General features: G+C 73.1%; 23 protein-coding genes. 11 read left to right on the top strand and 12 right to left on the bottom strand.

The annotated features are described in order from the left end of the window. Positions 1-2: 2 nt before the first annotated feature. Complete coding sequence (locus CG736_RS21430) at positions 3-533, bottom strand: NUDIX hydrolase (protein ID WP_100587804.1); 531 nt, start codon at positions 531-533, stop codon at positions 3-5. A 137-nt stretch (positions 534-670) separates the two neighbouring features. Here CG736_RS21430 and CG736_RS21435 point away from each other — a divergent pair, with 137 nt between their 5' ends. After that, entirely contained in the window at positions 671-937 is a 267-nt protein-coding gene (locus CG736_RS21435) for a GlsB/YeaQ/YmgE family stress response membrane protein (RefSeq protein WP_100587805.1), read from the top strand. A gap of 73 nt (positions 938-1010) precedes the next feature. Here CG736_RS21435 and CG736_RS21440 read toward each other — a convergent pair whose 3' ends face one another. Then, complete coding sequence (locus tag CG736_RS21440; protein ID WP_100587806.1) at positions 1011-1907, bottom strand: ADP-ribosylglycohydrolase family protein; 897 nt, start codon at positions 1905-1907, stop codon at positions 1011-1013. Positions 1908-2458: 551 nt separating this feature from the next. On the opposite strand from CG736_RS21440, the gene CG736_RS21445 reads away from it, so the two are divergent. After that, positions 2459-3703, top strand: coding sequence for a M20 family metallopeptidase (locus CG736_RS21445; RefSeq protein WP_198520569.1), 1245 nt, complete (start codon positions 2459-2461; stop codon positions 3701-3703). A gap of 87 nt (positions 3704-3790) precedes the next feature. On the opposite strand, the gene CG736_RS21450 is transcribed toward CG736_RS21445, so the two are convergent. Together CG736_RS21450 and CG736_RS21455 are read right to left on the bottom strand one after the other, a co-directional pair. Beyond that, positions 3791-5215, bottom strand: coding sequence for a M1 family metallopeptidase (locus CG736_RS21450; protein WP_100587807.1), 1425 nt, complete (start codon positions 5213-5215; stop codon positions 3791-3793). Between the two features lie 26 nt (positions 5216-5241). Further along, the gene (locus CG736_RS21455) at positions 5242-6144 is read right to left on the bottom strand and encodes a M28 family peptidase (RefSeq protein ID WP_100587808.1); all 903 of its coding nucleotides are present in this window, start codon (positions 6142-6144) and stop codon (positions 5242-5244) included. A gap of 179 nt (positions 6145-6323) precedes the next feature. On the opposite strand from CG736_RS21455, the gene CG736_RS21460 reads away from it, so the two are divergent. From CG736_RS21460 to paaE, 7 genes are all read left to right on the top strand, one after another. Further along, the gene (locus CG736_RS21460; protein WP_100587809.1) at positions 6324-7040 is read left to right on the top strand and encodes a response regulator transcription factor; all 717 of its coding nucleotides are present in this window, start codon (positions 6324-6326) and stop codon (positions 7038-7040) included. Further along, positions 7030-8886 (top strand): cell wall metabolism sensor histidine kinase WalK, encoded by a 1857-nt coding sequence (locus CG736_RS21465; protein ID WP_100587810.1) that lies wholly within the window; start codon positions 7030-7032, stop codon positions 8884-8886. Before CG736_RS21460 ends, CG736_RS21465 begins: the two co-directional genes overlap by 11 nt. A gap of 106 nt (positions 8887-8992) precedes the next feature. Further along, positions 8993-9976, top strand: coding sequence for a 1,2-phenylacetyl-CoA epoxidase subunit PaaA (gene paaA / locus CG736_RS21470; protein WP_043911038.1), 984 nt, complete (start codon positions 8993-8995; stop codon positions 9974-9976). Next, entirely contained in the window at positions 9973-10266 is a 294-nt protein-coding gene (gene paaB / locus CG736_RS21475) for a 1,2-phenylacetyl-CoA epoxidase subunit PaaB (protein ID WP_033257582.1), read from the top strand. The genes paaA and paaB overlap by 4 nt, the downstream gene beginning before the upstream one ends. 32 nt (positions 10267-10298) lie before the next feature. Then, positions 10299-11180 (top strand): 1,2-phenylacetyl-CoA epoxidase subunit PaaC, encoded by an 882-nt coding sequence (gene paaC, locus CG736_RS21480; RefSeq protein ID WP_100587812.1) that lies wholly within the window; start codon positions 10299-10301, stop codon positions 11178-11180. Further along, the gene (gene paaD / locus CG736_RS21485; RefSeq protein ID WP_100587813.1) at positions 11174-11671 is read left to right on the top strand and encodes a 1,2-phenylacetyl-CoA epoxidase subunit PaaD; all 498 of its coding nucleotides are present in this window, start codon (positions 11174-11176) and stop codon (positions 11669-11671) included. The genes paaC and paaD overlap by 7 nt, the downstream gene beginning before the upstream one ends. Continuing rightward, positions 11671-12738, top strand: coding sequence for a 1,2-phenylacetyl-CoA epoxidase subunit PaaE (paaE, locus tag CG736_RS21490; RefSeq protein WP_100587814.1), 1068 nt, complete (start codon positions 11671-11673; stop codon positions 12736-12738). Before paaD ends, paaE begins: the two co-directional genes overlap by 1 nt. A gap of 6 nt (positions 12739-12744) precedes the next feature. Here the strand turns inward: paaE and CG736_RS21495 are convergent, their stop codons facing one another. The 3 genes from CG736_RS21495 to CG736_RS21505 all read right to left on the bottom strand — a co-directional run bounded on the left by CG736_RS21495 (position 12745) and on the right by CG736_RS21505 (position 15288). Then, complete coding sequence (locus tag CG736_RS21495) at positions 12745-13854, bottom strand: NAD(P)-binding domain-containing protein (protein ID WP_232734102.1); 1110 nt, start codon at positions 13852-13854, stop codon at positions 12745-12747. Then, positions 13851-14756 carry a RimK family alpha-L-glutamate ligase gene (locus CG736_RS21500; protein WP_100587815.1) on the bottom strand — a complete coding sequence of 302 codons (906 nt, stop codon included), beginning with the start codon at positions 14754-14756 and terminating at the stop codon, positions 13851-13853. Before CG736_RS21500 ends, CG736_RS21495 begins: the two co-directional genes overlap by 4 nt. Before the next feature lie 160 nt (positions 14757-14916). Then, positions 14917-15288 (bottom strand): YbjQ family protein, encoded by a 372-nt coding sequence (locus CG736_RS21505; protein ID WP_043911043.1) that lies wholly within the window; start codon positions 15286-15288, stop codon positions 14917-14919. 144 nt (positions 15289-15432) lie between these two features. Between CG736_RS21505 and CG736_RS21510 the strand changes: the two genes are divergently transcribed. Both CG736_RS21510 and CG736_RS21515 read left to right on the top strand, forming a co-directional pair. Then, positions 15433-16350, top strand: coding sequence for a hypothetical protein (locus CG736_RS21510; RefSeq protein WP_100587816.1), 918 nt, complete (start codon positions 15433-15435; stop codon positions 16348-16350). Between the two features lie 17 nt (positions 16351-16367). Next, complete coding sequence (locus tag CG736_RS21515) at positions 16368-17117, top strand: aminoacyl-tRNA hydrolase (protein WP_369880235.1); 750 nt, start codon at positions 16368-16370, stop codon at positions 17115-17117. 220 nt (positions 17118-17337) lie between these two features. Here the strand turns inward: CG736_RS21515 and CG736_RS21520 are convergent, their stop codons facing one another. From CG736_RS21520 to CG736_RS21540, 5 genes are all read right to left on the bottom strand, one after another. Then, positions 17338-18693, bottom strand: a complete 1356-nt coding sequence (locus CG736_RS21520; protein ID WP_100587818.1) for an MFS transporter — start codon at positions 18691-18693, stop codon at positions 17338-17340. A gap of 108 nt (positions 18694-18801) precedes the next feature. After that, the gene (locus CG736_RS21525) at positions 18802-19158 is read right to left on the bottom strand and encodes a helix-turn-helix transcriptional regulator (RefSeq protein WP_043911048.1); all 357 of its coding nucleotides are present in this window, start codon (positions 19156-19158) and stop codon (positions 18802-18804) included. Between the two features lie 411 nt (positions 19159-19569). Then, positions 19570-20595: a ferritin-like protein gene (locus CG736_RS21530; RefSeq protein ID WP_100587819.1), complete on the bottom strand. Its 1026-nt coding sequence runs from the start codon at positions 20593-20595 to the stop codon at positions 19570-19572. A 365-nt stretch (positions 20596-20960) separates the two neighbouring features. Further along, positions 20961-21260, bottom strand: a complete 300-nt coding sequence (locus CG736_RS21535; RefSeq protein ID WP_100587820.1) for a calmodulin — start codon at positions 21258-21260, stop codon at positions 20961-20963. A 655-nt stretch (positions 21261-21915) separates the two neighbouring features. Continuing rightward, positions 21916-23259, bottom strand: a complete 1344-nt coding sequence (locus CG736_RS21540; RefSeq protein WP_100587821.1) for an aspartate aminotransferase family protein — start codon at positions 23257-23259, stop codon at positions 21916-21918. Positions 23260-23302 lie beyond the last annotated feature (43 nt).

Here is a 23302-nt window from a genome sequence, read left to right on the forward strand (position 1 = left end):
CGTCAGGCGGCCTCGTCGAGCAGCAGCGCCAGGACGCCCACCAGCGTGGCGCTGCTGACGATCTCGCGGCGGGCCACCAGGTCGCGCAGCTCCGCCAGCGGCACCCAGGCGATTCGGTCGGACTCGTTCCGCTCGGTCGGCGGCCCGGTGAACTCCACCGGGTCGGCGCGGAACACGAAGTGCTCGGAGTCGGTGATGCCCGCGGCGGGCTGCGCGTAGATCAGCGGGCGGACGTCCGACACCCGCCAGCCGGTCTCCTCCAGCGACTCGCGGGCCGCCGCGGCCGCCGGGTCCTCACCCGCCTCGACCAGGCCCATTGGCAGCTCCCACGCCCAGGTGTCGGTGATGAACCGGTGCCGCCACAGCATCAGCACCTCGCGGCGGTCGTTCACCACCGCCGCCACCGCGAGGTGGCGCAGCTTCACCACGTGGTGCTCGAAGCGCTGCCCGTCCGGCAGTTCGACGTCCGCGACCCACACGTTCAGCCACGGATCCTGGTACACCGGACGTTCCCCGTACACCTTCCACCGCACCCCGCCACCCCTTTCGTCCCCCGGACGCTACCGCAGCCGGCGCCCGCCGCGGCCGGAACCGAACGGTTGTGCCGTTCGTCCTTGTCAGGGACAGGCACGACGGGATTGGCCCTCGTGACGCAGGGCAGGAGAACGGCATGGGCATCGTCAGTTGGATCATCCTCGGGCTCCTCGCCGGAGCCGTCGCCAAGCTGCTGCTTCCCGGCAAGGACCCGGGCGGCATCATCATCACCACGCTGATCGGCATCGCCGGCTCGTTCATCGGCGGCTGGCTGTCCTCGAAGATCCTGCACAAGTCGGTCAACGTGCACTTCTTCGACCTGCCGACCTGGATCTCCGCGATCGCCGGAGCGCTCGTCCTGCTCATCGTCTACCGACTGCTCTTCGGCAAGTCCCGCGACTGACCGAACGCCTGACGGACCGCCATCAGGGCGCCCCGGCCGAGGAATTCGGCCCGGGCGCCCTGCGTTGTGCGCCTCAGAGCGCAGGCAGCGGCTCCTGCGCGGCCCGCCAGGCGGCCGGAACGCCCACGACGCCGGTACGGGCGGCGACCACCCCCGCGGCGACGGCGCAGGTGGTGTCCATGTCGCCCCAGCCGGAGACGGTGTGCCAGAGCGCCTCGACCAGGTCGTCGAGGTGGCCGGCGGCGGACCACAGCGCGAACGGCACGGTGTCCTGCGCCGAGACCAGGTGGCCGGAGCCGAGCACCACCGCGGCGTGCCGGACACTGGCCCCGGCCGGCAGCCGCGCGGCGATCCGCAGGCCGGACCGCACCTCGGACTCCGGCAGCAGCGCCGCCACCTCCCGCAGGAACTCCGCCCGGGACGCCGCCGCACCGCCGCGCGAGCGGACCGCCAGCGCCGCCGCCAACGCGACCGCCTGCGCCCCTGCCACCGCCTCCGGGTGCGCATGGGTGGCCCGGGCCGAGCGCTCGGCCTGCTCGGCGACCACCCCGAGGTCGTCCGCGAACCACGCGCCCAGCGGCGCCACCCGCATCGCCGCGCCGTTGCCGTGCGAGCCCTGCCCGCCGAACAGCGCGCCGGTGACGGCGAGATGGTCCTCGCCCGCGTGCACCGCGCGCAGCACCTGATGCATCGACGGCCCGTACTTGCGGTGCGGCACCGCCAGGTACTCCGCCGCGAACTCCCGGGCCAGCGCGGCCGGTTCGACCTCGCCCCGGCAGTGCAGGTGACGCGCCAGGACGAGCGCCATCGCGGTGTCGTCCGTCCAGTGCCACGGCCCCGGCCGCACCAGCCGCCCCGCGACCTCCGCCGACGCCTCGTCCACCGGCGGATGGAACCACCGGTCGCCGAAGGCATCGCCCAGCGCCAGACCGTGCAGGCTGTCGAGGGCGGGCGGCGGGACGGGAAACATGACGACTCCTCGGAACGGCGGGCCCGCCGATTCTGGCCGCTCGCCCCGCCTCCCGTCGAGCCGATTCCCCACTGGTGCCGAAGGGTGATCCGGTCTCATCCATCGGACGGGATTCGCTCGATCGTGAGCGATTCGTGCTGCTGATTCGCCCTCGCGGGTTCAAGGTGGGAGACGGGCGCACTCGAAAGATCGCGCCCCGCTCGCCGCACCCGGCCAGGGCCCGTGGCCGCTCCCCGGCCTCGACGACGGGTCGAGCGGCGAGAACGCGGACGGCGGACACCTCGCAGGGAACTGATCGAATCTTCTAGGCTCGCTTCCCGGTCCCTGCCACGGCTGCTCGTCCGCACCGCGGAACAGAGACCGACCTTCCCGGACCCCGGGCCGAGCCGGGGTCACGGACCGAGCGAGGAGGACACAGTGCTGCCCAGCCCCACATCGCACCGGACACCACGACCGAGCCCCAAGCCGCAACAGATCCCGCCGACACCCGTCCCGGCCATACCTCCCAGTGCCCCGCGCCCCACCGGGGGTGAACAGTGAGCCGCCATACCGTGGCCCCCGAGCCACATCCCGCCGCACCCGCGACACCCGCCTCGGCCGACGAACCGCCGACCACCGCACCGGCGTTGGCCACCGCCGCACTGCCGGGCCTGCCCCGCACCCTGACCAGCAGGGCCCGCACCCTCACCGCCGCCGTCCGCAAGCGCTGCGCGGACCTCGCCCGGATCGAAACCCCGTCCGGCGACGCGCCCCGGCTGAACACCCTCGCCGAAGAACTCGCCGCCGGCTACACCGCCACCGGCGCCACCGCCACCCGCGACAGCTGCGCCCACGGCGACCACCTGGTCCTCAACTGGCCCGGCCGGCACGAAGAGCTGCCGCACCTGCTGGTGGTCGGCCACCACGACACCGTCTGGCCCGTCGGGACCCTCGCCGACTGGCCCGTCGAGGAACAGGACGGGCGCCTCACCGGCCCCGGCATCCTCGACATGAAGGGCGGACTCGCCCTGCTGGAAGGCGCGTTCGCGCTCCTCGCCGACCTCGGCCAACGCCCGCACCGACCGGTGCGGATGATCGTGGTCTCCGACGAGGAGGTCGGCAGCCCCGACGGCCGCCGCCTGTTCGAACAGCACCTGCGCGGCGCGGCCGCCGTCCTCGGGCTCGAACCCGCCCACCCCGACGGCCGACTCAAGACCGCCCGCCGCGGCACCGCGAGAGTCCGGCTCACCGTCACCGGACGCGAGGCGCACTCCGGCAACGACGCCGCCGACGGCATCTCCGCGATCGACGAGCTCGTCGACCAACTCGTCGCCGTCCGCGGCCTCACCCGGCAGCCCGGCACCGAACTCAACACCGGACGCATCGGCGGCGGCACCCGCGCCAACGTCGTCGCCGGCCGCGCCGAAGCCGAGATCGGACTGCGCTTCGTCACCACCGAGGCCCAGCGCCGCACCCTCGACACGCTCGCCCACCTGACCGCGAACCGGCCCGGCGCGAACGTCCGCACCGAAGTCCTCTCCTCCCGCCCCGCCTGGCCCGAACGCTCCGCCAACCCCCTGCTGCGCCACGTCCGCTCGCTCGCCGCCGCCCTCGGCGACCACCTCGACGGCGCACCCGCCGGCGGGGCGGGGGACACGAACCTCGCCGGCGCGAGGGGGCTGCCGACCCTGGACGGCCTCGGCGCGGTCGGCGCGGGGCCGCACGCCCGCCACGAGCACCTGCGGATCGACCAACTGGGGCCGCGGATGGCGTTGTTGGCGGCGTTGCTGGCGGTGCCGCTTCCGCGACTTCGCTGAGCGAGCACACGAACAGGGGCGCGTGGGGGCACCTCCCGGCCTGCCCCACGCGCCCCTGGTCCGCCACCTGCCCCGCCCTGGCGGTGCTTACTTGGCCAGCGGGGCCAAGGCGCCCGGGTAGAGGTACTGGTGCGCGGGGATCGTCGTGCCGTGGGCCCAGGCGTCGAAGAAGCCCGTGAGGTTCTGGCCGGACACCTGTGCGGCCAGGGCCTCGAACTGCGGGAAGGAGGCGTTGCCGTAGGCGTGGTCGGCGGTCCAGCGGCGCAGGGTGGTGAAGAAGGCGTCGTCGCCGACGGTGCGGCGCAGGGCGTGGAGCATCAGGGAGCCCTTGAAGTAGAGGGCGGAGTCGAGCTCCTTGCCCGCGCCCGGGTCGTAGAGCTTGGTGGACCAGTAGGCGGGGTTGTCCTTGTTGGCGGCGAGTTCGAAGGCGTAGAAGCCGGTGTCGAGGTCGCTGCCCTTGTGCTCCTCCCACAGCTGGTTGGCGTACTGGGCGAAGCACTCGGCGAGGCAGCCGTCGCGCCAGTCGGTGAACGAGACGCTGTCGCCGAACCACTGGTGGGCGTTCTCGTGGACGACCGACATGTCGAAGATGGCCCCGCTGTAGGTGGGCCGGCTCTGCGTCTCCAGGGCGACCGGGCCGCCGGGGCCGGGGTTCTTGGGCATGCCGACCACGATCGCGCCCGCGGAGGAGAACGGGTAGGGGCCGAACTTCGAGGCCAGGAAGGTCAGGATGTCCTGCTGTTCGGCCTCGGCGGCCGGGTCGATCGTGGCGTCCGGGCTGTAGGCCGTGATGACCGGTGTGCCGTCGGGCAGTTGGGCGCGGTGGACGGTGAAGCGGTCGATGGCGACGGTGCTGAGGTACGTCGCCATCGGGCGGTCCTCGTTCCAGCGGAAGGTCGTGGTGCCGCGGGCGGTGGTGGTCGGCCCGGGCCGGCCGTTGCCGATCGCGGTCCAGCCGTCGGGGACGGTCGCGGTGAGGGCGAAGGTGGCCTTGTCGGACGGGTGGTCGTTGGACGGGTACCAGGAGGTCGCGGAGTGCGGTTCGCCCGCGACGTTCGCGCCGCCGTCGGCCAGGGTGTGCCAGCCCTCGGCGTCGGGCTTCCCCGCGTACTTCACCCGGACGGTGAAGGTGGCGCCCCCGGCGAGCCGTCGGGCCGGGACGATGTCCAGCTTGTGCTCGCCGGAGCGCGAGAACGAACGCGCCGGTGCCCCGTTCACGGTGACCGAGGCGACCGTGAAGCCCTTCAGGTCGAGGCTGAGGCGGTCCAGCGGGCGGGTGGCCCGGGCGGTGACGGTGGTGTCGCCGTCCAGGTGGTCCGTGCGGGCCGGGTCGTAGCCGATCCGGACGTCGTAATGTGCCACGTCGTAGCCGGAGTTGCCGTCGTCGGGGAAGTACGGGTCGATGCCGCCGGTCGCCGCCGAGGCGGGCAGGGCGGTCAGGGCGACGCCGATGGCGGTGGCGGTCGCGAGGGCGGTGGCGGTGCGGCGGCGGGTCGTCGGTCGGGTGCGCATCTGGGTCTCCTCGGGTGTCGGGTCGGTCAGGGACGGGTGGCGGCGAGCTGCCACAGCACCCCGATCAGGGCGTTGGTGCTGGTGGCCTCCGTGGCCGGATCGACGTTGGCGAGGTCGTCGCACGCCTCGTGGATGCAGTCCGAGATGCCGGTGCTGAAGCCGGAGGACGGGATGCCGGCGTTGCCGAACGATTCGTTGTCCGACCCGCCGACGCCGATGTCGAAGGTGGCGAGCCCGCGGGCGGCGAACCACGAGTCGAAGGCGCGCCCGGCGGCCGCGTCGGCCCCCGGCCCGTCCTCGACCACCAGCCACTGCCGGGTGTTCCTGCTGCCCGCCTGGTCGAAGTTGAGGTAGAGGTCGATCGCCTTGCGGTCGCCGGCGGACAGGTCCTTGACGTAGCCGGCGGAGCCGAACAGCCCGGCCTCCTCCGCCCCCCACCAGGCGAACCGCAGGTGCCGCGCGGGCTTGAGCCGGGCCTTGGCGACCTGGAGCGCGGTGGTCAGGACGGCGGCCGAGCCGGAGCCGTTGTCGTTGATGCCCGGGCCCTGTTCGACGCTGTCCAGGTGGGCGCCGGTGAGCAGCACGTGGTTCGGGTCGCCGCCCGGCCAGTCGGCGATCAGGTTGTAGCCGGCCCGGCCGTCGTGCTCGAAGCGGTGGAGCCGGGTGCGGAAGCCGGCCCGGTCCAGCGCGCTCCGCACGTACGCCACCGACTCCGTGTACCCCCGGGTGCCGTGCGCGCGGTTGCCGCCGTTGCGGTCGGCGATCCGCTGCAGGGCGCTCAGGTGCGGCATCACGTCCTGCTCCGAGACGGTCGGGGCGGCCGTGGCGCGCACCGCCTCGGCGGGCGCGGCCGCGGCGACCGCGGACAGGGCCACGGCCACGCCGAGCAGCCGGACGGAGAGGGGCGACGGGCGGAGGGAGGACTTCACGCGGAGGCCTTTCGGAGCAGTACCGGGACGCGTCCCGGCGGACTCCGCCACACTGGCCGGTCGGTGTCAGGAAGTTGTCAGGAACCGGTTGGGATGTGGTGGCGAACCACCCCGGGTCGAGGCCGGGATTGACAGGTCGTCAGGGGCCGGGCCTTTCGGCGCGTTTTACGATCATCGGCATGTGTGCACATGTCGTCGTCGCCGAGGACGATCCCAAACAGGCCGACCTCGTCCGCCTGTACCTGGAACGCGAGGGGCACCAGGTCGTCGTCGTCCACGACGGCCGGGCCGCACTGCGCGAGGCCCGCCTCGGCCGGGCCCAACTCCTCGTCCTGGACGTGATGATGCCCGTGCTGGACGGCCTCGACGTCTGCCGGGCCCTGCGCGCCGAGTCCGCCCTGCCGGTGCTGATGCTGACCGCCCGCGGCGCGGAGGACGACCTGCTGCTCGGCCTCGACCTCGGCGCCGACGACTACCTCACCAAGCCCTACAGCCCCAGAGAACTCGTCGCCCGGGTCCGCGCCCTGCTGCGCCGCGGCGCGCCCGCGGCCCCGCCCCGGGACACCGCGACGCCGCCGGGCGCCCTGAGCGCCGGGCCGCTGACCGTCGACCCGCTGCGCCACGAAGTCACCGCCCACGGACAGCCCGTCAACTGCACGCCCGGCGAGTTCCGGCTGCTGGAGGTGCTGGCCGCCCAGCCGGGCCGGGTCTTCACCCGGGCCCAACTGCTGGAGCACCTGCACGGCATCGACCGGTACACCACCGCCCGCACCGTCGACACCCACGTGATGAACCTGCGCCGCAAGATCGAGCCGCACCCGCGCCGCCCCGCCGTCCTCCTGACGGTCTACGGCATCGGCTACAAGCTCGCGGAGGTGCCGCGCGTTGCCCCGTGACACCCCGCTGCGCCGCAGCCTGACGGCCCGACTGCTCGCGCTCTCCGCGCTGGTGTCGCTCTGCTCCATCGCGGCGACGGCCTGGCTGGCCGCCCGCACCACCACCGGCGCGATCAAACAGGAGCAGACCCAGGCCATCGCGGACCAGACCCGGATCTACCGGCAACTGCTCGGCTACGCCGCGACCCACCCCGACTGGAACGACGCCGAGGACACCGTGCGGCGGCTCGCGGCCGCCACCGGGCAGCGCATCGTCCTCGCCACCCCGCGCTTCGAACCGGTCATCGACTCCGCGGCCCCGGCGCCCGGCCCCGCCGGACCCGGTACGGCGCCGCCCCGGAGCCCCGGGGCCGAACGCACGGCGCTGCCCCGCACGCCCACCACCACCGTCGACCCGCTGTCCGTCGACCTCGCCATGCTGCCCGACGCCCCCGGCGACCGGATCGACGCCCGCGCGGTCGGCCCGTTCCGGCTCACCCCGGAGGAGCACGAGGCCCTGCGGAACGGAATGGAGGCGCAGGCCGACTGCCTGCGCTCGGTGCTCGGCATCGAGGCGACCGTCACCGACGACCCCGCCGGACGGCCGCAGCTGCACACCGCCGACGGCTCCGTCCTCGGCCGGCGCTGCGCGACGCCCATGGTGGCGAGCGCCCCCACCCGCACCGACACGGCGGCCCTGGCCGACCTCACCGCCCTGGTCAACGCCTGCCTGGCCCGCCAGGAACGCGGGCCCGTCACCCTGTCGCTCGGGCCGGACGGGGTCCCGGTCGGCGACGCCCGCCAGGACCCGCCGACCTCCGCCTGCCTCACCAACGCCCGCAGGCAGCAGCTCGTCCAGTACGTGGCGCCGCCGATGCTGCTGTTCGTCGGCGCCCCGGCCGACACCGACGCCGTCGGCCCGACACCCGTGCTGACCGCCGCCCACCCCGGACGGATCACCGAAGTGTCCGCCGCGGTGCTGGTGGTGACCGTGGCCGTCACGGTGGCGGTCGGACTGCGCCTCTCCAGGCCGCTGCACGCGCTCACCCACGCGGCCCGGCGGATGGCCGACGGGGACCTCTCGGCGCGGGTGCGGGTGACCGGCCGCAACGAGATCTCCGGGCTGGCCGTCGCCTTCAACGCCATGGCGGAGCGACGCGGGGAACTGGAGGAACTGCGCAAGGCCATGGTCGGCGACATCGCGCACGAACTGCGCACCCCGCTGAGCAACATCCGCGGCTGGCTGGAGGCCGTCGAGGACGGGGTGGCCACCGCCGACCGGGCCCTGACCGGCTCCCTGCTCGAAGAGGCCATGCTGCTCCAGCACCTCGTCGACGACCTGCGGGACCTCGCCGCCGCCGACGCCGGTGAACTGTCGCTGTACCGCGAACCCGTCGACGTCGAGGAGCTGCTGACGCAGGTCGCCAACGCGCACGGGGCACAGGCGCAGGCCTCCGGGGTGACGCTGGCCGTCGGGCCGGCCACCGCCCCGGAGGTCTTCGCGGACCCGGTGCGGCTCCGGCAGGCCCTCGGGAACCTGGTCTCCAACGCCGTCCGCCACACCCCGTCCGGCGGCGCCGTCACCCTGCGGGCCCGGGCCGAGAACCACTCCGTGCTCATCGACGTCGCCGACACGGGCAGCGGCATCGCCGCGGCGGACCTGCCGCTGGTGTTCGAACGCTTCTGGCGGGCCGAGAGGTCGCGCAGTCGGCGCAGTGGTGGCAGCGGCCTCGGCCTCGCCATCGTCCGCAAGCTCGCCGAGCTCCACGACGGGGGCGTCGAGGTGGCGAGCACGCCGGGGGCGGGGGCGGTGTTCACGGTCCGGCTGCCGCTGGAGGGAGCGGGGGCGGGGGGAGATCTGCGCTAGCAGTCGGGCGAGCCCCCACGCGCCCCTGGTTGTGCTTTCCCTGGTCTCGCGCCCGCGGTCGTGCTCTCTCCTCCATGCTTGTCAGAGGGTCCCCCGTGTGTACAGAATGGAACCGACCGAACGGTCAGTCGGGAGGTGGGTGGTGGAGGCGAGCGCGGAAGCGCAGTCGCGGTTCGAGGCGGTGATCGCCAACGAGCAGCGGGTGGAGCCCCGGGACTGGATGCCCGAGGCGTACCGGGCGACGCTGGTGCGGCAGATCGCGCAGCATGCCCACTCGGAGATCATCGGGATGCAGCCGGAGGGCAACTGGCTGACCCGGGCGCCGTCGTTGCGGCGGAAGGCGATCCTGCTGGCCAAGGCGCAGGACGAGGCCGGTCACGGGCTGTATCTGTATGCGGCGGCGGAGACCCTCGGGGTGGACCGGGCCGAGCTGACCGAGAAGCTGATCGACGGGCGGCAGAAGTACTCGTCGATCTTCAACTATCCGACGCTGACGTTCGCCGACGTCGGCGTGATCGGGTGGCTGGTGGACGGCGCCGCGATCTGCAACCAGGTGCCGCTGTGCCGGTGCAGCTACGGGCCGTACGCACGGGCGATGGTGCGGATCTGCAAGGAGGAGTCGTTCCACCAGCGGCAGGGCTACGAACTGCTGATGACGCTGATGGCCGGCACGGACGCGCAGCGCCGGATGGTGCAGGACGCGGTGGACCGCTGGTGGTGGCCGTCGCTGATGATGTTCGGTCCGCCGGACGGGGCCTCGCCGAACAGCGAGCGGTCGATGGCGTGGCGGATCAAGCGGCACAGCAACGACGAACTGCGCCAGCGTTTTGTGGACATGACCGTCCCGCAGGCCGAGCACCTCGGGGTCACGCTGCCGGACCCGGCGCTCGCGTGGAACGAGGAGCGCGGCAGCTGGGACTTCGGCGAGCCGGACTGGTCGGAGCTGATGCAGGTGATCAAGGGCCAGGGCCCGTGCAACGCGCAGCGGGTCGACCGGCGGCGCGCCGCCCACGAGGACGGCGCCTGGGTGCGCGAGGCGGCGTCGGCGTACGCGGCCAAGCACGGCCGAGGAAAGGGGAGTGCGGAATGAGCGGGGAACGGGCGTCCTGGCCGCTGTACGAGGTGTTCGTGCGGCCCCGGCGCGGTCTGAACCACGTGCACGTGGGGTCGCTGCACGCGGCCGACGACCGGATGGCGCTGCTCGCGGCGCGGGACCTGTACACCCGGCGCAACGAGGGGGTGAGCCTGTGGGTGGTCCGCTCGGACGCGATCACCGCGTCCAGCCCGGACGAGCAGGACCCGTTCTTCGCGCCGAGCGGGGACAAGGTGTACCGGCACCCCACGTTCTATCCGATCCCCGAGGACGTCCCGCACATCTGACGTTCCGTCAATCATTGAGCAGGGAAGGCGACATGACCGACGACCACGTGTACCTCTCACTGGCCGACGCCGCGGGTGAGCCGGACGGCGAGGCGCGCTGGGCCTACGGCACGGGGTTCGCCGATCCGCTGCTGGGCGTGGACGCCGCGCCGCCGCCGGGCATCGACCCGGCGGACCTCGCGGCGTACTGCCTGATGCTGGGCGACGACGCGCTGGTGCTGTCCCAGCGGCTGATCCAATGGGTCACCCGGGCACCGGAGTTGGAGGAGGAGGTGGCGCTCGCCAACCTCGGCCTCGACCTGCTCGGGCAGGCCCGCCGGCTGCTCACCCGGGCCGGCCAGCTCGACGGCACCGGCCGCAACGAGGACGAACTCGCCTATTGGCGCGAGGACTTCGAGTACCGCAACGTGCGCCTGGTGGAGCTGGAGAACGGCGACTTCGCGCAGTGCGTGGCCCGGCTGCTGCTGTTCGCCACCGCCCGCGAGGAGCTGTACCGCCGCCTGGCCGACCACGCCGACCCGGTGCTGGCCGCCGTCGCGGCGCTCGGCGTCAAGGAGTTGGCGTACCACCGGGAGTACGCGCAGTCCTGGACGCTGCGGCTCGGCGACGGCACCGCCCACTCGCGGGAGCGGATGCAGGCCGCGCTGGACGCGCTGTGGCCCTGGCTGGACGAGCTGTTCACCCCGCACGAGGTCGAACTGCGGCTCGGCGTCGACCCGTCGGACCTGCGCGAACCCGTACTGGCAAGCCTGGCAAAGGTGTTGGACGAGGCCACGCTGAGCCTGCCGGAGGCCGCGCCGCGGGCCTACGTGAACGGCCGGGCCGGGCGGCACGGCGTGCACACCGAGGCGCTCGGCCCGCTGCTGGCGGAGCTCCAGGTGGTGGCCAGGGCGCACCCGGGGGCGACATGGTGACCACCGTCGAACGGGCCCGGGAGGTCGCGGCCGCGGTGCCCGACCCCGAACTGCCCATGCTCACGCTGGCCGACCTCGGCATCCTCGCCGACGTCGAGGAGCACGACGGCGCCGTCACCGCCTGGATCACGCCCACCTACTCCGGCTGCCCCGCGGTCGCCGAGATGGCCGGCGACGTGGCCCGGCGGCTGCGCGCGGCCGGCTTCGACCGGGTCGAGGTCCGGCTGCGGATCGACCCGCCGTGGTCCAGCGACCGGATCAGCGCGGAGGGCCGCCGGAAGCTGGCAGAGGCGGGCATCGCCCCGCCGGTCCTCGGGGCCCGGCCCGCGGCGGGCCTGCTGACGCTCGGCCCGACCCGGCTGGCCGTGACCTGCCCGCAGTGCGGCTCCACCGACACCGAGGAACTGTCCCGGTTCGGCTCCACTGCCTGCAAGTCGCTGTGGCGGTGCCGCAGTTGCCGCGAACCCTTCGACCGGATCAAGGAGATCTGATGGCCGCCCGCCGCCCGCAGTTCCACCCGCTGCCGATCGGCAACCTGGAACGGCTCTGCGAGGACGCCGTCGCGGTGACCTTCGACGTACCGCCCGCGCTGGCCGAGGAGTTCACCTTCAAGCCCGGGCAGGTGCTGACGCTGCGCCGGATCGTCGACGGCGTGGACGAGCGCCGCTCGTACTCGCTGTGCTCGCCGGTCGGCGGGCCGCTGCGGATCGCCGTCCGCGAGGTGCCCGGCGGGCTGTTCTCGCACTGGCTGGTCGACGAGGCCGCGGTCGGCGAGACGGTCGAAGTGCTGCCCCCCAGCGGGGCGTTCACCGCCGACCCGGCCGAGCCCGGCGAGCACGTGCTGATCGCGGCGGGCTCCGGCATCACCCCGATGCTGTCCATCGCGGGCTCCGTGCTGGCCGGCCACCCCGACTCACGGGTCACCCTGCTCTACGGCAACCGGCGCAGCGACACGGTGATGTTCGCCGACGAGCTGGCCGACCTGAAGGACTGTCACCTGGACCGCTTCCAGCTGGTGCACGTGCTGTCCCGGGAGAGCCGGGACGCCGAACTGCTCAGCGGCCGCCTCGACGCCGACCGGGTCAAGGCGCTGCTGGAGGCGCTGGTGGACGTCCCCGCGGTCGACCACTGGTGGCTGTGCGGGCCGTTCGGCCTGGTGTCGGACGCCAAGGACCTGCTGGCCGAACTCGGCGTCCCCGCCGGGCGGGTGCACCAGGAGCTGTTCCACGCCGAGGACGAGCGGGCCGAGGAGCGGCACCTGGAACCCGTCCCCGACGCCGCCGCCAGCGAGGTCACCCTCGTCCTCGACGGCCGCTCCAGCACCCTCGCCCTGCCGCGCGACCGCTCCATCCTGGACGGCGCCCAACGCGCCCGCCCGGACCTGCCGTTCGCCTGCAAGGGCGGCGTCTGCGGCACCTGCCGGGCGCTGCTCTGCGAGGGCAAGGTCGAGATGCGCCGCAACTTCGCGCTGGAGGAGTCCGAACTGGCCGCCGGCTACGTGCTCACCTGCCAGGCCCGGCCGGTCTCCGACCAGGTCACCGTGGACTACGACCGGTAGCTGCCGTCAGACGGCGGCGGGTTCGGCGGCCCTCCGGTCGCGCAGCAGGCGGACGACCTCGTTCACCGCTGCGCGGCCGGCCCGGTTGGCGCCCACCGTGGACGCCGAAGGCCCGTAGCCGAGCAGGTGGATGCGCGGGTCGTCGGTGACGCGCGTGCCGGTCATCCGGATGCCGCCGCCGGGGCCGCGCAGCGCGAGCGGCGCCAGGTGGGTCAGCTCGGCGCGGAAGCCCGTCGCCCAGATGATCGCGTCCACCGGCGACTCCTGCTCGCCCCAGGCGACTCCGTGCTCGGTGAGGCGGTCGAACATCGGGCGGCGGTTCAGCACGCCCAGCTCCTCGGCCCGGCGATAGGCGACGCTCGGGCCGAGGCCGGTGACCGAGACCACGCTGCGCACCGGCAGGCCGGCCCGCACCCGCTCCTCCACCTTGGCGACCACCTCGCGGCCGAACTCCGGGGTGAACGGCCCCTGGTGCACCACCGGCGGGGTGCGCGTCACCCACACGGTCTCCGCGACGGCGCCCACCTCGGACAGCACCTGGATCGCCGAGGCCCCGCCGCCGACCACCAGCACGCGCCGGCCGGCGAACTCCGCCGGGCCGCGGTAGTCCGCGTAGTGCAGCTGGCGGCCCGTGAAGTGCCCCGGGTAGCGCGGCAGGAACGGCCGCGTCCAGGTGCCGGTGGCGTTCAGCAGCGCCCGGGTGACCCAACTGCCGGAGTCCGTCTCCACCAGCAGCCGCCCGTCCGGCCGGTCGCGCACCGCCAGGACCTTGACCGGGCGCACCACCGGCAGGGCGTGCTGGGCCTCGTACGCGGCGAAGTACCCCGGCACGGCGACCCGGGCCGGGGTGGCCGGATCGGTGGCGGGCAGCTCGAAGTCCGGCAGGTCGTGGAAGCCGTGCACGGTGGCCATGGTCAGCGACGGGGAGCGGTGCGCCCAGGCCCCGCCCGGTGCGTCGTCCGCGTCCAGCACCACGAAGCCGGTGTACGGGGCGAAGCCGCGACGGTGCAGGTGGTAGGCGGCGGACAGACCGGCCTGGCCCGCGCCGATCACCAGCGCGTCCACCTCGCGGGGTTCGACGGCGGCGGGCTCGATCGTTGCACCTTGAACAGTCACGACCGTGAAACATCTCCCCGCGGGCGGGTGTTCCCGTTCCCGCCGCCGGGCAGCAGGCGGAGCGCGGCGGCGGCCAGCGCCTCCGGGCCGTCCGGGCGCAGGTCCAGGAACAGCCGGGGCTCGGTGAGCTCCAGCTCGATCAGCACCGGCGAGCCGTCCGGCAGCCGCACCAGGTCGACCCGGGCGTAGAGCAGCTCCGCGCGCTCCGGGACGGCCGCCAGCACCTGCTCGGCGAGGGCGAGTTGGTCGTCGGCGGGCTCGCGGGCGACGTCGGCGAAGCCGCCGCCGAGCATCGGGCCGCGGCGCACCGCGTGGCTGAACCCGCCGCCCAGGTACAGCAGGGAGGTCTCGCCCTCGTCCTCGACCATCGGCAGGTACGGCTGCACCATCGCGGTCCGGCCGGCCGCGGTGAGCGCGGCGACCTGCGCGAGCGCCTCGGCGCGGTCGGTGGTGCGCACGGTGTCCCGGGCGCCGGAGGAGACGGTGGGCTTCACCACCAGCTCCGGCCAGTCGGCGCCGGTGAGTTCCTCGCCCGGGGCGACCCAGGCGGTGGGGACGATCGGCACTCCGGCCTCGGCCAGGTCGCGCAGGTAGGTCTTGTCGGTGTTCTGCTCCAGCACCGGCACGGGGTTGGCCACCCGGGTCAGCGCGGCCGTCCGGCGGGCCCAGGCGAGGAAGGCGTCGCGCTGCACGATGTAGTCCCAGACGCTGCGGATCAGCACCAGGTCGAAGCCGCTCCAGTCGACGGCCGGGTCGTCCCAGAGCACCGCCTCCGCGCGCACCCCGGCGCGGGCGAACGCGGCCAGCACGGGGAGCATCTCGACGTCCTCGATGCCCCGGCAGGTGGCGTACGCGACCCGCGGGCCGGGCGTGGGCGGGACGGGGTGCGGGGAGGTGCTCACGGGTGCTCCAAGCAGTGCGCGGGACGGTCCGGCAGCGAGGCTCTTACGCACCCGTGAGCAGTGTCAACCGCATTACTGACTGTCCGACAATATGGCTGCTTTGTGTCCGAAGCCGGTAATTGCCGTCCGTCGTCGGTCGTCGTCGGGTCGTCGCCGTTCGTCAGCCGAGCGGGACGATGACCGCCGCGGTGCCGTACGCGCACACCTCGGTGCCGACGTCGGCAGCCTCCGTGACATCGAAGCGCATCATCAGAACGGCGTTGCCGCCGCGCGCCTTGGTCTGCTCGACCAGCCGCTCCATCGCCTGGTTCCGGGTCTCCACGAGCGTCTTGGTGAGACCCTTCAACTCGCCGCCCATCAGCGACTTCAGACCCGCGCCGATCTGCGAGCCGAGGTGGCGGGAGCGCACCGTGAGGCCGAACACCTCGCCGATCACCCGCTCCACCCGGTACCCGGGCACGTCGTTCGTCGTGACCACCAGCACGCCGCCGGACGGGTCCTGCCCGCCGCCGAAATCGTTCAGTTCACTCATGACTCCACCTTCCGTCACGCTCCGGTGCCGAAGCCAGCATGGCACACCGGGAAAGCGCTTTCCGAGCCACCTCGACCGGCCGCTCCGGCACCGGATCGGGAGAGCCGATGGACACCGGACCCCCAGGTTTGTCAACCTTGGGGCATGGGCGAGCGAAGCGATCATCCACACGGGCCTGGCGCGGCGGAGGACTCCGGCGCGCAGGAGATCGAGGCCACCGTGGTGCTGGGCATCCGGATCACCGACTGGCCGGCCCTGCGGGCCGCGGCACAGGCGGCCGTCGAAGACCTCGACTTCTCCGGGATCGACCCCGAGGGCCAGCGCGGCCAACTGCTGCGGGAAGTCTCCGAAGACCCCAACGCGGCCCTCGGCGCGCTGCTCCACCCCGACCGGCTGGTCGCCGCCATCCCCGGCATCGAGGCCCTCGGCGGCACCCTGGAGATCAGCGTCACCGACGACTTCGCCCCCGACTTCGCCGAACTGTTCCCGCTCGACGACGACAGCGACACCGGCGACTGGACCCTCACCCCGCGCACCGCGTGCCTGCTGCACACCCAGCTGATCAGCCTCTCCGACGCCGCCTACGAAGACCTCGACGAACACGGCAACGACCCCGTCACCGTCGCCGACGAAGCCGATTGGACCGTCTTCGGCCGCCTCCAACAGCGCACCTGGAACCTGCACCGCGGCTGGCGACGCGCCTTCGCCCGGGCCTTCGACGACCTCGCCGACGACATCGCACTCGGCGAATGGCCGCTGCCCCGCAGCCTCGCGGAGGACGTCGCGCTGCGCCTCGCGCTCGCCGACGCCCGCTCCCTGCTCGGCTCCCAACCGGAGTCGGTGGCCGACATGATGGGCGACCTGCCCGCCGACCTGTACGACTACGACTGGGACGGCTGCACCGACGAACTCTTCGGCGTCTACGGCCCCGAGGAGACCGAGGAGGACCTGGACGCCGGGCAGCGGATCGACCAACTCCTCGCCGCCACCCACCCCGAGGGCTGGTTCCTCGGCTACCAGGACGCCGAGGAACGCGACCCCGGACGGGGCTACCGGCGCTGAACTGGCATGCTGGAGGGGTGAGCTCACCCAACGACGTGCCCGAACTCCCCTCGCCCGCGCCCGCCGCACTGCCCGCGGTCGGCGGGCATGCCGAGGACCGGGACTCCCGCGAGCAGTACGTGCTGCCGCTGGTGGTCCGGCTGGAGAAGGCCGAACCGCCGGGCCGGACGGACGCGCTGGAGACCTCGGCGCGGGCCGTGCTCACCCTGCTGTCCGACCCGCGGGTCACCGCCGGCGACGGCGAGTGGGCGGAGCGGGTCAAGGCCTGGGAGGACGCCCGGATCCGCAAGGTGGTGCGGCGGGCCCGCGGCGGCGAGTGGCGCAAGGCGGGCGAGCTGCCCGGCATCACCGTCACCGGCGGGAGCGCCGAGGTGCGGGTCTTCCCGCCGATCCCGCTGGACGGCTGGCCCAAGGAACTCGCCAAGCTCCAGGTCTCCGGCACCGAACTCGACGACCCCGCCGAGCCCGGCCCCGCACCCGAGGGCGTCCCCGTGCTGTGGCTCAACCCCGAACTGGAGATGAGCGCCGGCAAGACCATGGCGCAGACCGGCCACGCCGCCCAGCTCGCCTGGTGGGAGCTGGACGACGCGCAGCGCAAGGAGTGGGCGGAAAGCGGCTTCCCACTGGCCGTCAGAACCGCCTCCGCCGCCGACTGGCCCGCCCTGACCGACGGCCGCCTGCCGGTGGTCCGCGACGCCGGCTTCACCGAGATCGCCCCCGGCAGCTGCACCGTCGTCGCCGACCACCCGGCCCTGCGCGGACGCTGACCCCGCGCCTTCGGCGTTCGCGATCCGTCACCCTCTGGGCCCGCCCTCGCTCGAACCCCATCCCAACGACCCCGGTGCCACCCGCTGACAGGTGGGACGGCACAGCACCCCGAGTCGCGCACCCCGGGTCTGACGTCCACTCAGACCGATCGGCCATCCGCGAGTGGGGAATCAAGGCAGGTCCGGCCCACCCCCGGGTACGGGCCCGGCGCCCAGTGTGTCAGGCGTGTTGGGGCCAGCGGTGGTGGTTGTGGTCGATGACGTAGTGGTGGTCGTGGCCCCAGGCTCCGGTCTCGCCGTCGAGGGGGTGGGCGTCGGTGAGGTGGGGGTGGTCGGCGGGGAGGTCGGTGTGGGTGTGGGGGAGGGTGCCGGGGTCGTGGCGGGGCCACAGCGCGCCGGCTGCGAGGGCGGCGGTGAGGGAGATCGCGCCGAGGGCGAGGGCGGTGGCGGGGAGTCCGGCGCCGGCGGCGAGCCAGCCCGCGAGGGGGTAGGTGAGCAGCCAGCAGGAGTGGGAGAGGGAGAACTGGGCGGCGAACGCGGCGGGGAGGTCGGCGTCGGTGGCGGAGCGGCGGATGACGCGGCCGCCGGGGGTGAGGACGGCGGAGCCGGCGCCGCCGATCAGGGCCCAGGCGGCCAGGAGGGCGATCCAGGTCGCGGTGCCGGGTGCGGCGGCGGTGATCGCGGCGGTGGCGGCGAGGATGGCGGGCAGGGCGAGGGCGGTGGGCAGCATGACGGCGCGGTCGCTGACCCGGGCCAGGAGGCGGGGCAGGAAGAGGGCGGCGAGCATGGAGCCCGCTCCGTAGGCGCCGAGGGCGAGGGACACGGCTCCGGCGGGGCGGTGGAAGTGCTCGCGGACCACGATGACGGTGTTGACGAAGACGATGGCTCCGGCGGCGGCGACCGCGAGGTCGAGGGCGAGCAGGGCCCGGAGGCGTGGGGTGGCCCGGAACAGGTGGGAGCCGAACAGCGCGTTCCGGTGGATCCCGCCGGCGCGCTCCCGGACGGGCGCCTTGGGCAGGGCGGCGGAGACGACGAGGGCGGCGGAGGCGAGGAAGCCGACCGTGGTGCCGGTGAACAGCCAGTTATAGGAGACCACCGTGAGCAGAATCGCGGCGAGCGCGGGGCTGAACAGGGACTCCAGATCGTAGGCGAGGCGGGACATGGACAGGGCGTCGGTGTAGTCGCGCTCGGCGGGCAGCACCTGCGGGACGGTGGCCTGGAAGGTCGGGGTGAACGTGGCGGAGGCGGCCTGGAGCAGGAACACCATCAGGTAGATCTGCCAGACCTGGGTGACGAACGGCAGGCCGAGCGCGACGCCGGCGCGGGTGAGGTCCGTCGCCACCATCAGCGCCCTGCGCGGTGTGCGGTCGGCGAGCGCGCCGGCGATCGGGGCGACGGCGACGTAGGCGACCATCTTGATCGCCAGTGCGGTGCCCAGAACCGCGCCCGCGTTCGCCCCGGCGATGTCGTAGGCGAGCAGCGAGAGGGCGACGGTGGCCAGGCCGGTGCCGACCAGGGCGACGACCTGGGCGGTGAACAGGTGGCGGTAGGTGCGGTTGCGCAGCACGGAAAGCATGGCCCGTCCCCGGATCCGAGGTCCCTCGACCGTGCCATCGTAAGCAATATGTGCGCATGAATGCACGCGTTTGGTTCGAGGATGTGCCCGGGCCCCGGCGTGGGCGAGTCAGTCGTGCGGGGGGAGGGCGGCGATCTGGTGGTCGGCGACGTTCAGGGCTTCGTCGACCAGGCGGCGCAGGTGGCCGTGGCGAAGGGAGTAGACGACGTGGCGGCCGTCCTTGCGGGTGGCGACCAGGCCGGCCAGGCGGAGTTTGGCCAGGTGCTGGCTGACCGAGGGGCGGGCGGCGCCGGTGGCCTCGACCAGGGTGGTGACGTCGGCCTCGCCCCGGCCCAGGCGTTCCAGGAGGGCCAGGCGGGTGCGGTCCGCGAGCAGGGCGAGGACGGAGGCGGCGACGTCGAGCCGCTCGCCACCGGTGTGCCGATGCGAGTGGAGTGCATCTGCGACCTGTGCGCGGTTGTCCATCCGCTCATCGTAGAGCCCTTTCCGAGATACGCGTGTGCGCACATGTGGGGGCGATGACGAGTGGAACCATCGCCGCCGCCCGTGAGGTGGCGAGCGGTGGGGACGAGCGAACCGGACGCCGATGAGCGGTGGTCGAGACTGCCGGGCGGATGGCTTCGAGCGCGGGGACCGGGGTGAGAGCCGTCGGCCGGCGGAGTCGCGTTCTCACGCACGATGTGTCCCCTGATCCCGGTGCGCCGTTCTCCGGCGACAGGCTGGTAGGGATCGCGCTCGGCGCTTCCGGCGGGTCGGCGCAAGCGCCGGCCCGCCGGAAGTCCGGTCACCGGACCGAGACGGGCGCCTCGGCATGGGCATCGGTGCGGTGTCGGCTCGGCGTGCTGGAACGCCGTCTCGGTGACGGGGGCGGTTGGTTCAGCCGTGGTTGGGGCGGTGGATGAGGAACTCGGGCCCGTACACGTGTGTGCTGTCACCCGGTAGGGGCTTGACCATCAGCGCCTGCGCGGCCGCTTTCAGCGTGAACATCACACCGACCGACTGGCTCAGCGCGGAGGAGTCCCCGTCCCGCCATGCCGTCTCCAGGAAGTCGAGCATCTTGGTGTACTGGTCGTTGAACGCGGTGAGCAGATCCGACACCTCGCCCGAGGGGTCGGGCCAGGCCCCCGCCGTGAGCCTGCCCATGGGGTACGTCTCGGGGAAGGGAACCGGATCTCCGACCCAGTCGTACGGTGTGGGGCCGGAGGGCGTGGGCACCAGCCGGTGTCCCTTCCAGATCTCACCGAAGCCGTAGTAGTGGGCAAGCTTTCCGCCGGCGGTGGGGTCGTCGGGCAGGTGGCTGGTGCCCTCTCCCTGCTCCTTGATCACCTCGATCGCCTTTGTGATCTGGTCGACCGAGGCGAACTTCTCCAGCGCGTTCCTGCCGATCTGCGCCTCCATCTGCGGGCCCGACCCGATGGACGGTTCGACGTTGTTGAAGGCGTCCCGCACCGCGTCGTAGAACTCGCCGATCGTGACCCACTCCTCCTGCATGCGCGCGAGCGGGTTCTCGGGCATCTCGATCTCCATGAAGACCTCCCGGACGTACGTCTGGGTCAGCCCCTGGAGGTACACGTCGACCGTCGGCCGCACGTTGCCCGGCAGCTTGCCCGGATACGTCGGGGCCGCGGCGAGGATGTGCGGTGTCCCGCCGATCGCCGACAGCATGTTGCACACCATCCCCATGTGGTACATCTCGTCGTGGACGACGCTCTTGATCACCGCCTCGGCATCGGAACCCACGGTCTTGATGGACCACATGCCACACAGGTAGGGCGGCAGGGTCGACAACTCCAGGGCGATGGCGGACTGCAGACTGTCCTTGATCCACTTCAGGTCGTGATCGACCGCTGGGATCTTCATGAGTTCGGCGATCGGCGCCGGCTTGGTGGCGGAAGTGGTCACGGTGGTTCCCGTTCGGTCGATGGGAGCGGCGGGCAGGCACGGCCGACGCGACCGGAGTCGAGAAGGAGCTCCGGCCGGTCACGACTGTTCAGTGCGAATCCCCGCGCCGCTGAGTGCGCATTCGATCGTTCCCGGGGCGGATCGTGACAAAAGCGGACAGATGAGTGAAGACTCCTTCGGCGTACTCGCCCTCCGAGGCCTTGCGCGGACCCGCGGCGGCGTAGCGCGCCCGGAGCGGACGCGGCCGAGCCCGGACCGGAGTTGCAGGCATTGGCGGCCCCGGTCCGTGCTCGACGTCGGGCCGACCTGGACCCTTGCCGCGCCGGAATGGACGCCCACGGGCGGGCAGCCGGAACAGCGGGGCCTCAGGTGTCGAGCTCGCGGGTGATCTTCGAACGGGCGGGAGCCCAGATGCCGTCCGGCAGGAAGCCCTGCTCGCCGACGCGGTCCAGCTGCACCGCGACGTAGTGCGCCGAAGCGTCGCAGTCCTCGTCCGCCTGGTCGAAGAACGTGCTGCCGCCGGGGTCCAGGTGGACGTTCCGGTCCGGATTGTGGTCCGACTTCTCCGGGACGACCCGCCCCTGGACGTGAACCTTCGACGTCTCGACCCCCGCCAGGATGTCCCGGGCCTGCCCGATCAGCTTCTCGTCGTCGAGTCGGAACACGAACTCGTCGTCGTTCGGGGCTGCTTCGAGACCGAAGCGTGCGGTCGCCGTCGTGTGCCCCTCCGAGAGTTTGAATCAGCGGCCGTATTCCGTGTCGACGGCGGACGGGACACCAGCCAGGTCCGCACCGATCCACGGGCTTCGTCGGACGGGCAGGATGTTCCCGGTCCGGAAGGAAGCACCGAGTGCCGGGGCCGTCGAATCCGGACTGCCGCCGGTCGGCCCGGCGCAGTCACGGGACCGACCGCAACCTCTGGGCGACTCCCGGAATGCGGGGTTCAACGCCGCGCGGCGTGCGTCGTGCGCCCGGGGCGTGAGCCGAGGCCCATGCGGTCGAGGGGTCGGTTCTCCGACTGCACTGGGCCGTAGCCGCGTTGCTCCGGCGCCACCGGCAGTCGAGTCGGCGGGAGCCTGCCAGGAGCCCGCCGACTCGTTCGTGGCCTCGTACCGGGCGCGTGCTGGGGTGCGTGTGCCTGAGCGGGCCGTCATCGGATCGCCCCGCCAGCTGCACCGTCGTCGCCGACCACCCGGCCCTGCGCGCCCGTTGACCCCGCGCCCGCTGCCCCCGCGCCCGCTGACGCCGGGGCAGCCTGCGAGGGTCGCGCCGAAGTGCTGATCCCGCGCTCCGAGTAGCGGAACTGCGGGTGGGTGGAGGTCAGTTGGCGGACAGGGCGTCGAAGGAGCGTTCGATGGCCTTGCAGGTGGTCGCCAGGTCGTCGGCGGTGACGGCGGCGGAGACGAACCAGCAGGCCATGCCGTAGGCGTTGGTGTGCACGCCCTGCTTGAGCAGTTCGTGGCGGAAGGCCGCGTAGCGGGCGGTGTCGGCACGGAGGAGGTCCCGGTACTGCGTCGTGGGGGTGCCGCCGGGAGTGAACACCACCTGGAAGAGCGCGCCGACGCCCTGGACCGCGCAGGGCACGCCGCGGTCGTGGGCGGCCCGTTGGATGGCCTCCATGATCTGGCGACCGGTGGTGTCGATGTGCTCGACGACCTCGGGGCGGTTCAGCTCTCGCAGGGTGGCCAGGCCCGCGGTGGCGCACAAGGGGGAGGAGTTGTAGGTGCCGCCGTGCTTGAGGTGACCGGTGGCGAGCGGTTCCATCAGCTCGCGCCGGCCGGCGAAGGCGGCGATCGGCAGGCCGCCGCCCAGGGCCTTCGAGTAGGTTGCGAGGTCGGGAACCACGCCGAACAGGGCCTGCGCGCCGCCCGGTGCGGTCCGGAAGCCGGTGCAGATCTCGTCGAAGATCAGCACGATGGCGCGCCGCGTGCACTCCTGGCGCAGCAGCTCCAGGAAGCCGGGTGCGGGCATCGTGCAGGCGTTGTTGGCGACGATCGGCTCGCAGATGACGGCGGCCAGTTCGCCCCGGTGGGCGTCGAGCACGGTGCGCAGGGCGTCGGGGTCGTTCCACGGGCAGACCACCACATCGTCCACGACCCCGGCCGGGATGCCCGGGGAGTGCGGCACCGGGTGGGGACGGTCGTAGGGGCCGGCTTCGTCGGCGCCGGGCCGGTTGGACACGGCCAGCACATCGGTCCAGCCGTGGTAGTGGCCCTCGAACTTCAGGATCTTCGTCCGCCCGGTGTGGCTGCGTGCGGCGCGCACGGCCCCCTGGACCGCCTCGCTGCCGGAGTTGGCGAACCGCACCAGGTCGGCGCAGGGGACCATCTCCGTGATGAGTTCGGCGAGTTCGACCTCCGCGGTGTTGCAGGTGCCGAACATCGTGCCGCCGTGCAGCACCGGTTCCAGGGCGTCGGTGAGGACCGACGGCGCGTGTCCGAGGACGGCGCTGCCGTAGGCGGCCAGGTAGTCGACGTACTCGTTGCCGTCGATGTCGCGGATCCGCGCCCCGTGGCCGGAGGCCATGTACAGGGGGTACGGGTGCGGGCCGGTGGAGGTCAGCCGGGCGGAGGAGCTGATGCCGCCGGCGAGGGACGCCTGCGCCCGTTCGTACCAGGCTCGGCTGCCTTCGGTGCCGCCCAGTGCCTGGATGTCGCCAATCATGTGTCGCTCCCGGTTCGAGGGTGAGGTCGGCGGGCACGCTCGG

Source organism: Kitasatospora sp. CB02891 (genome assembly GCF_002803145.1).
GTDB classification, from domain to species: Bacteria; Actinomycetota; Actinomycetes; order Streptomycetales; family Streptomycetaceae; genus Kitasatospora; species Kitasatospora griseola.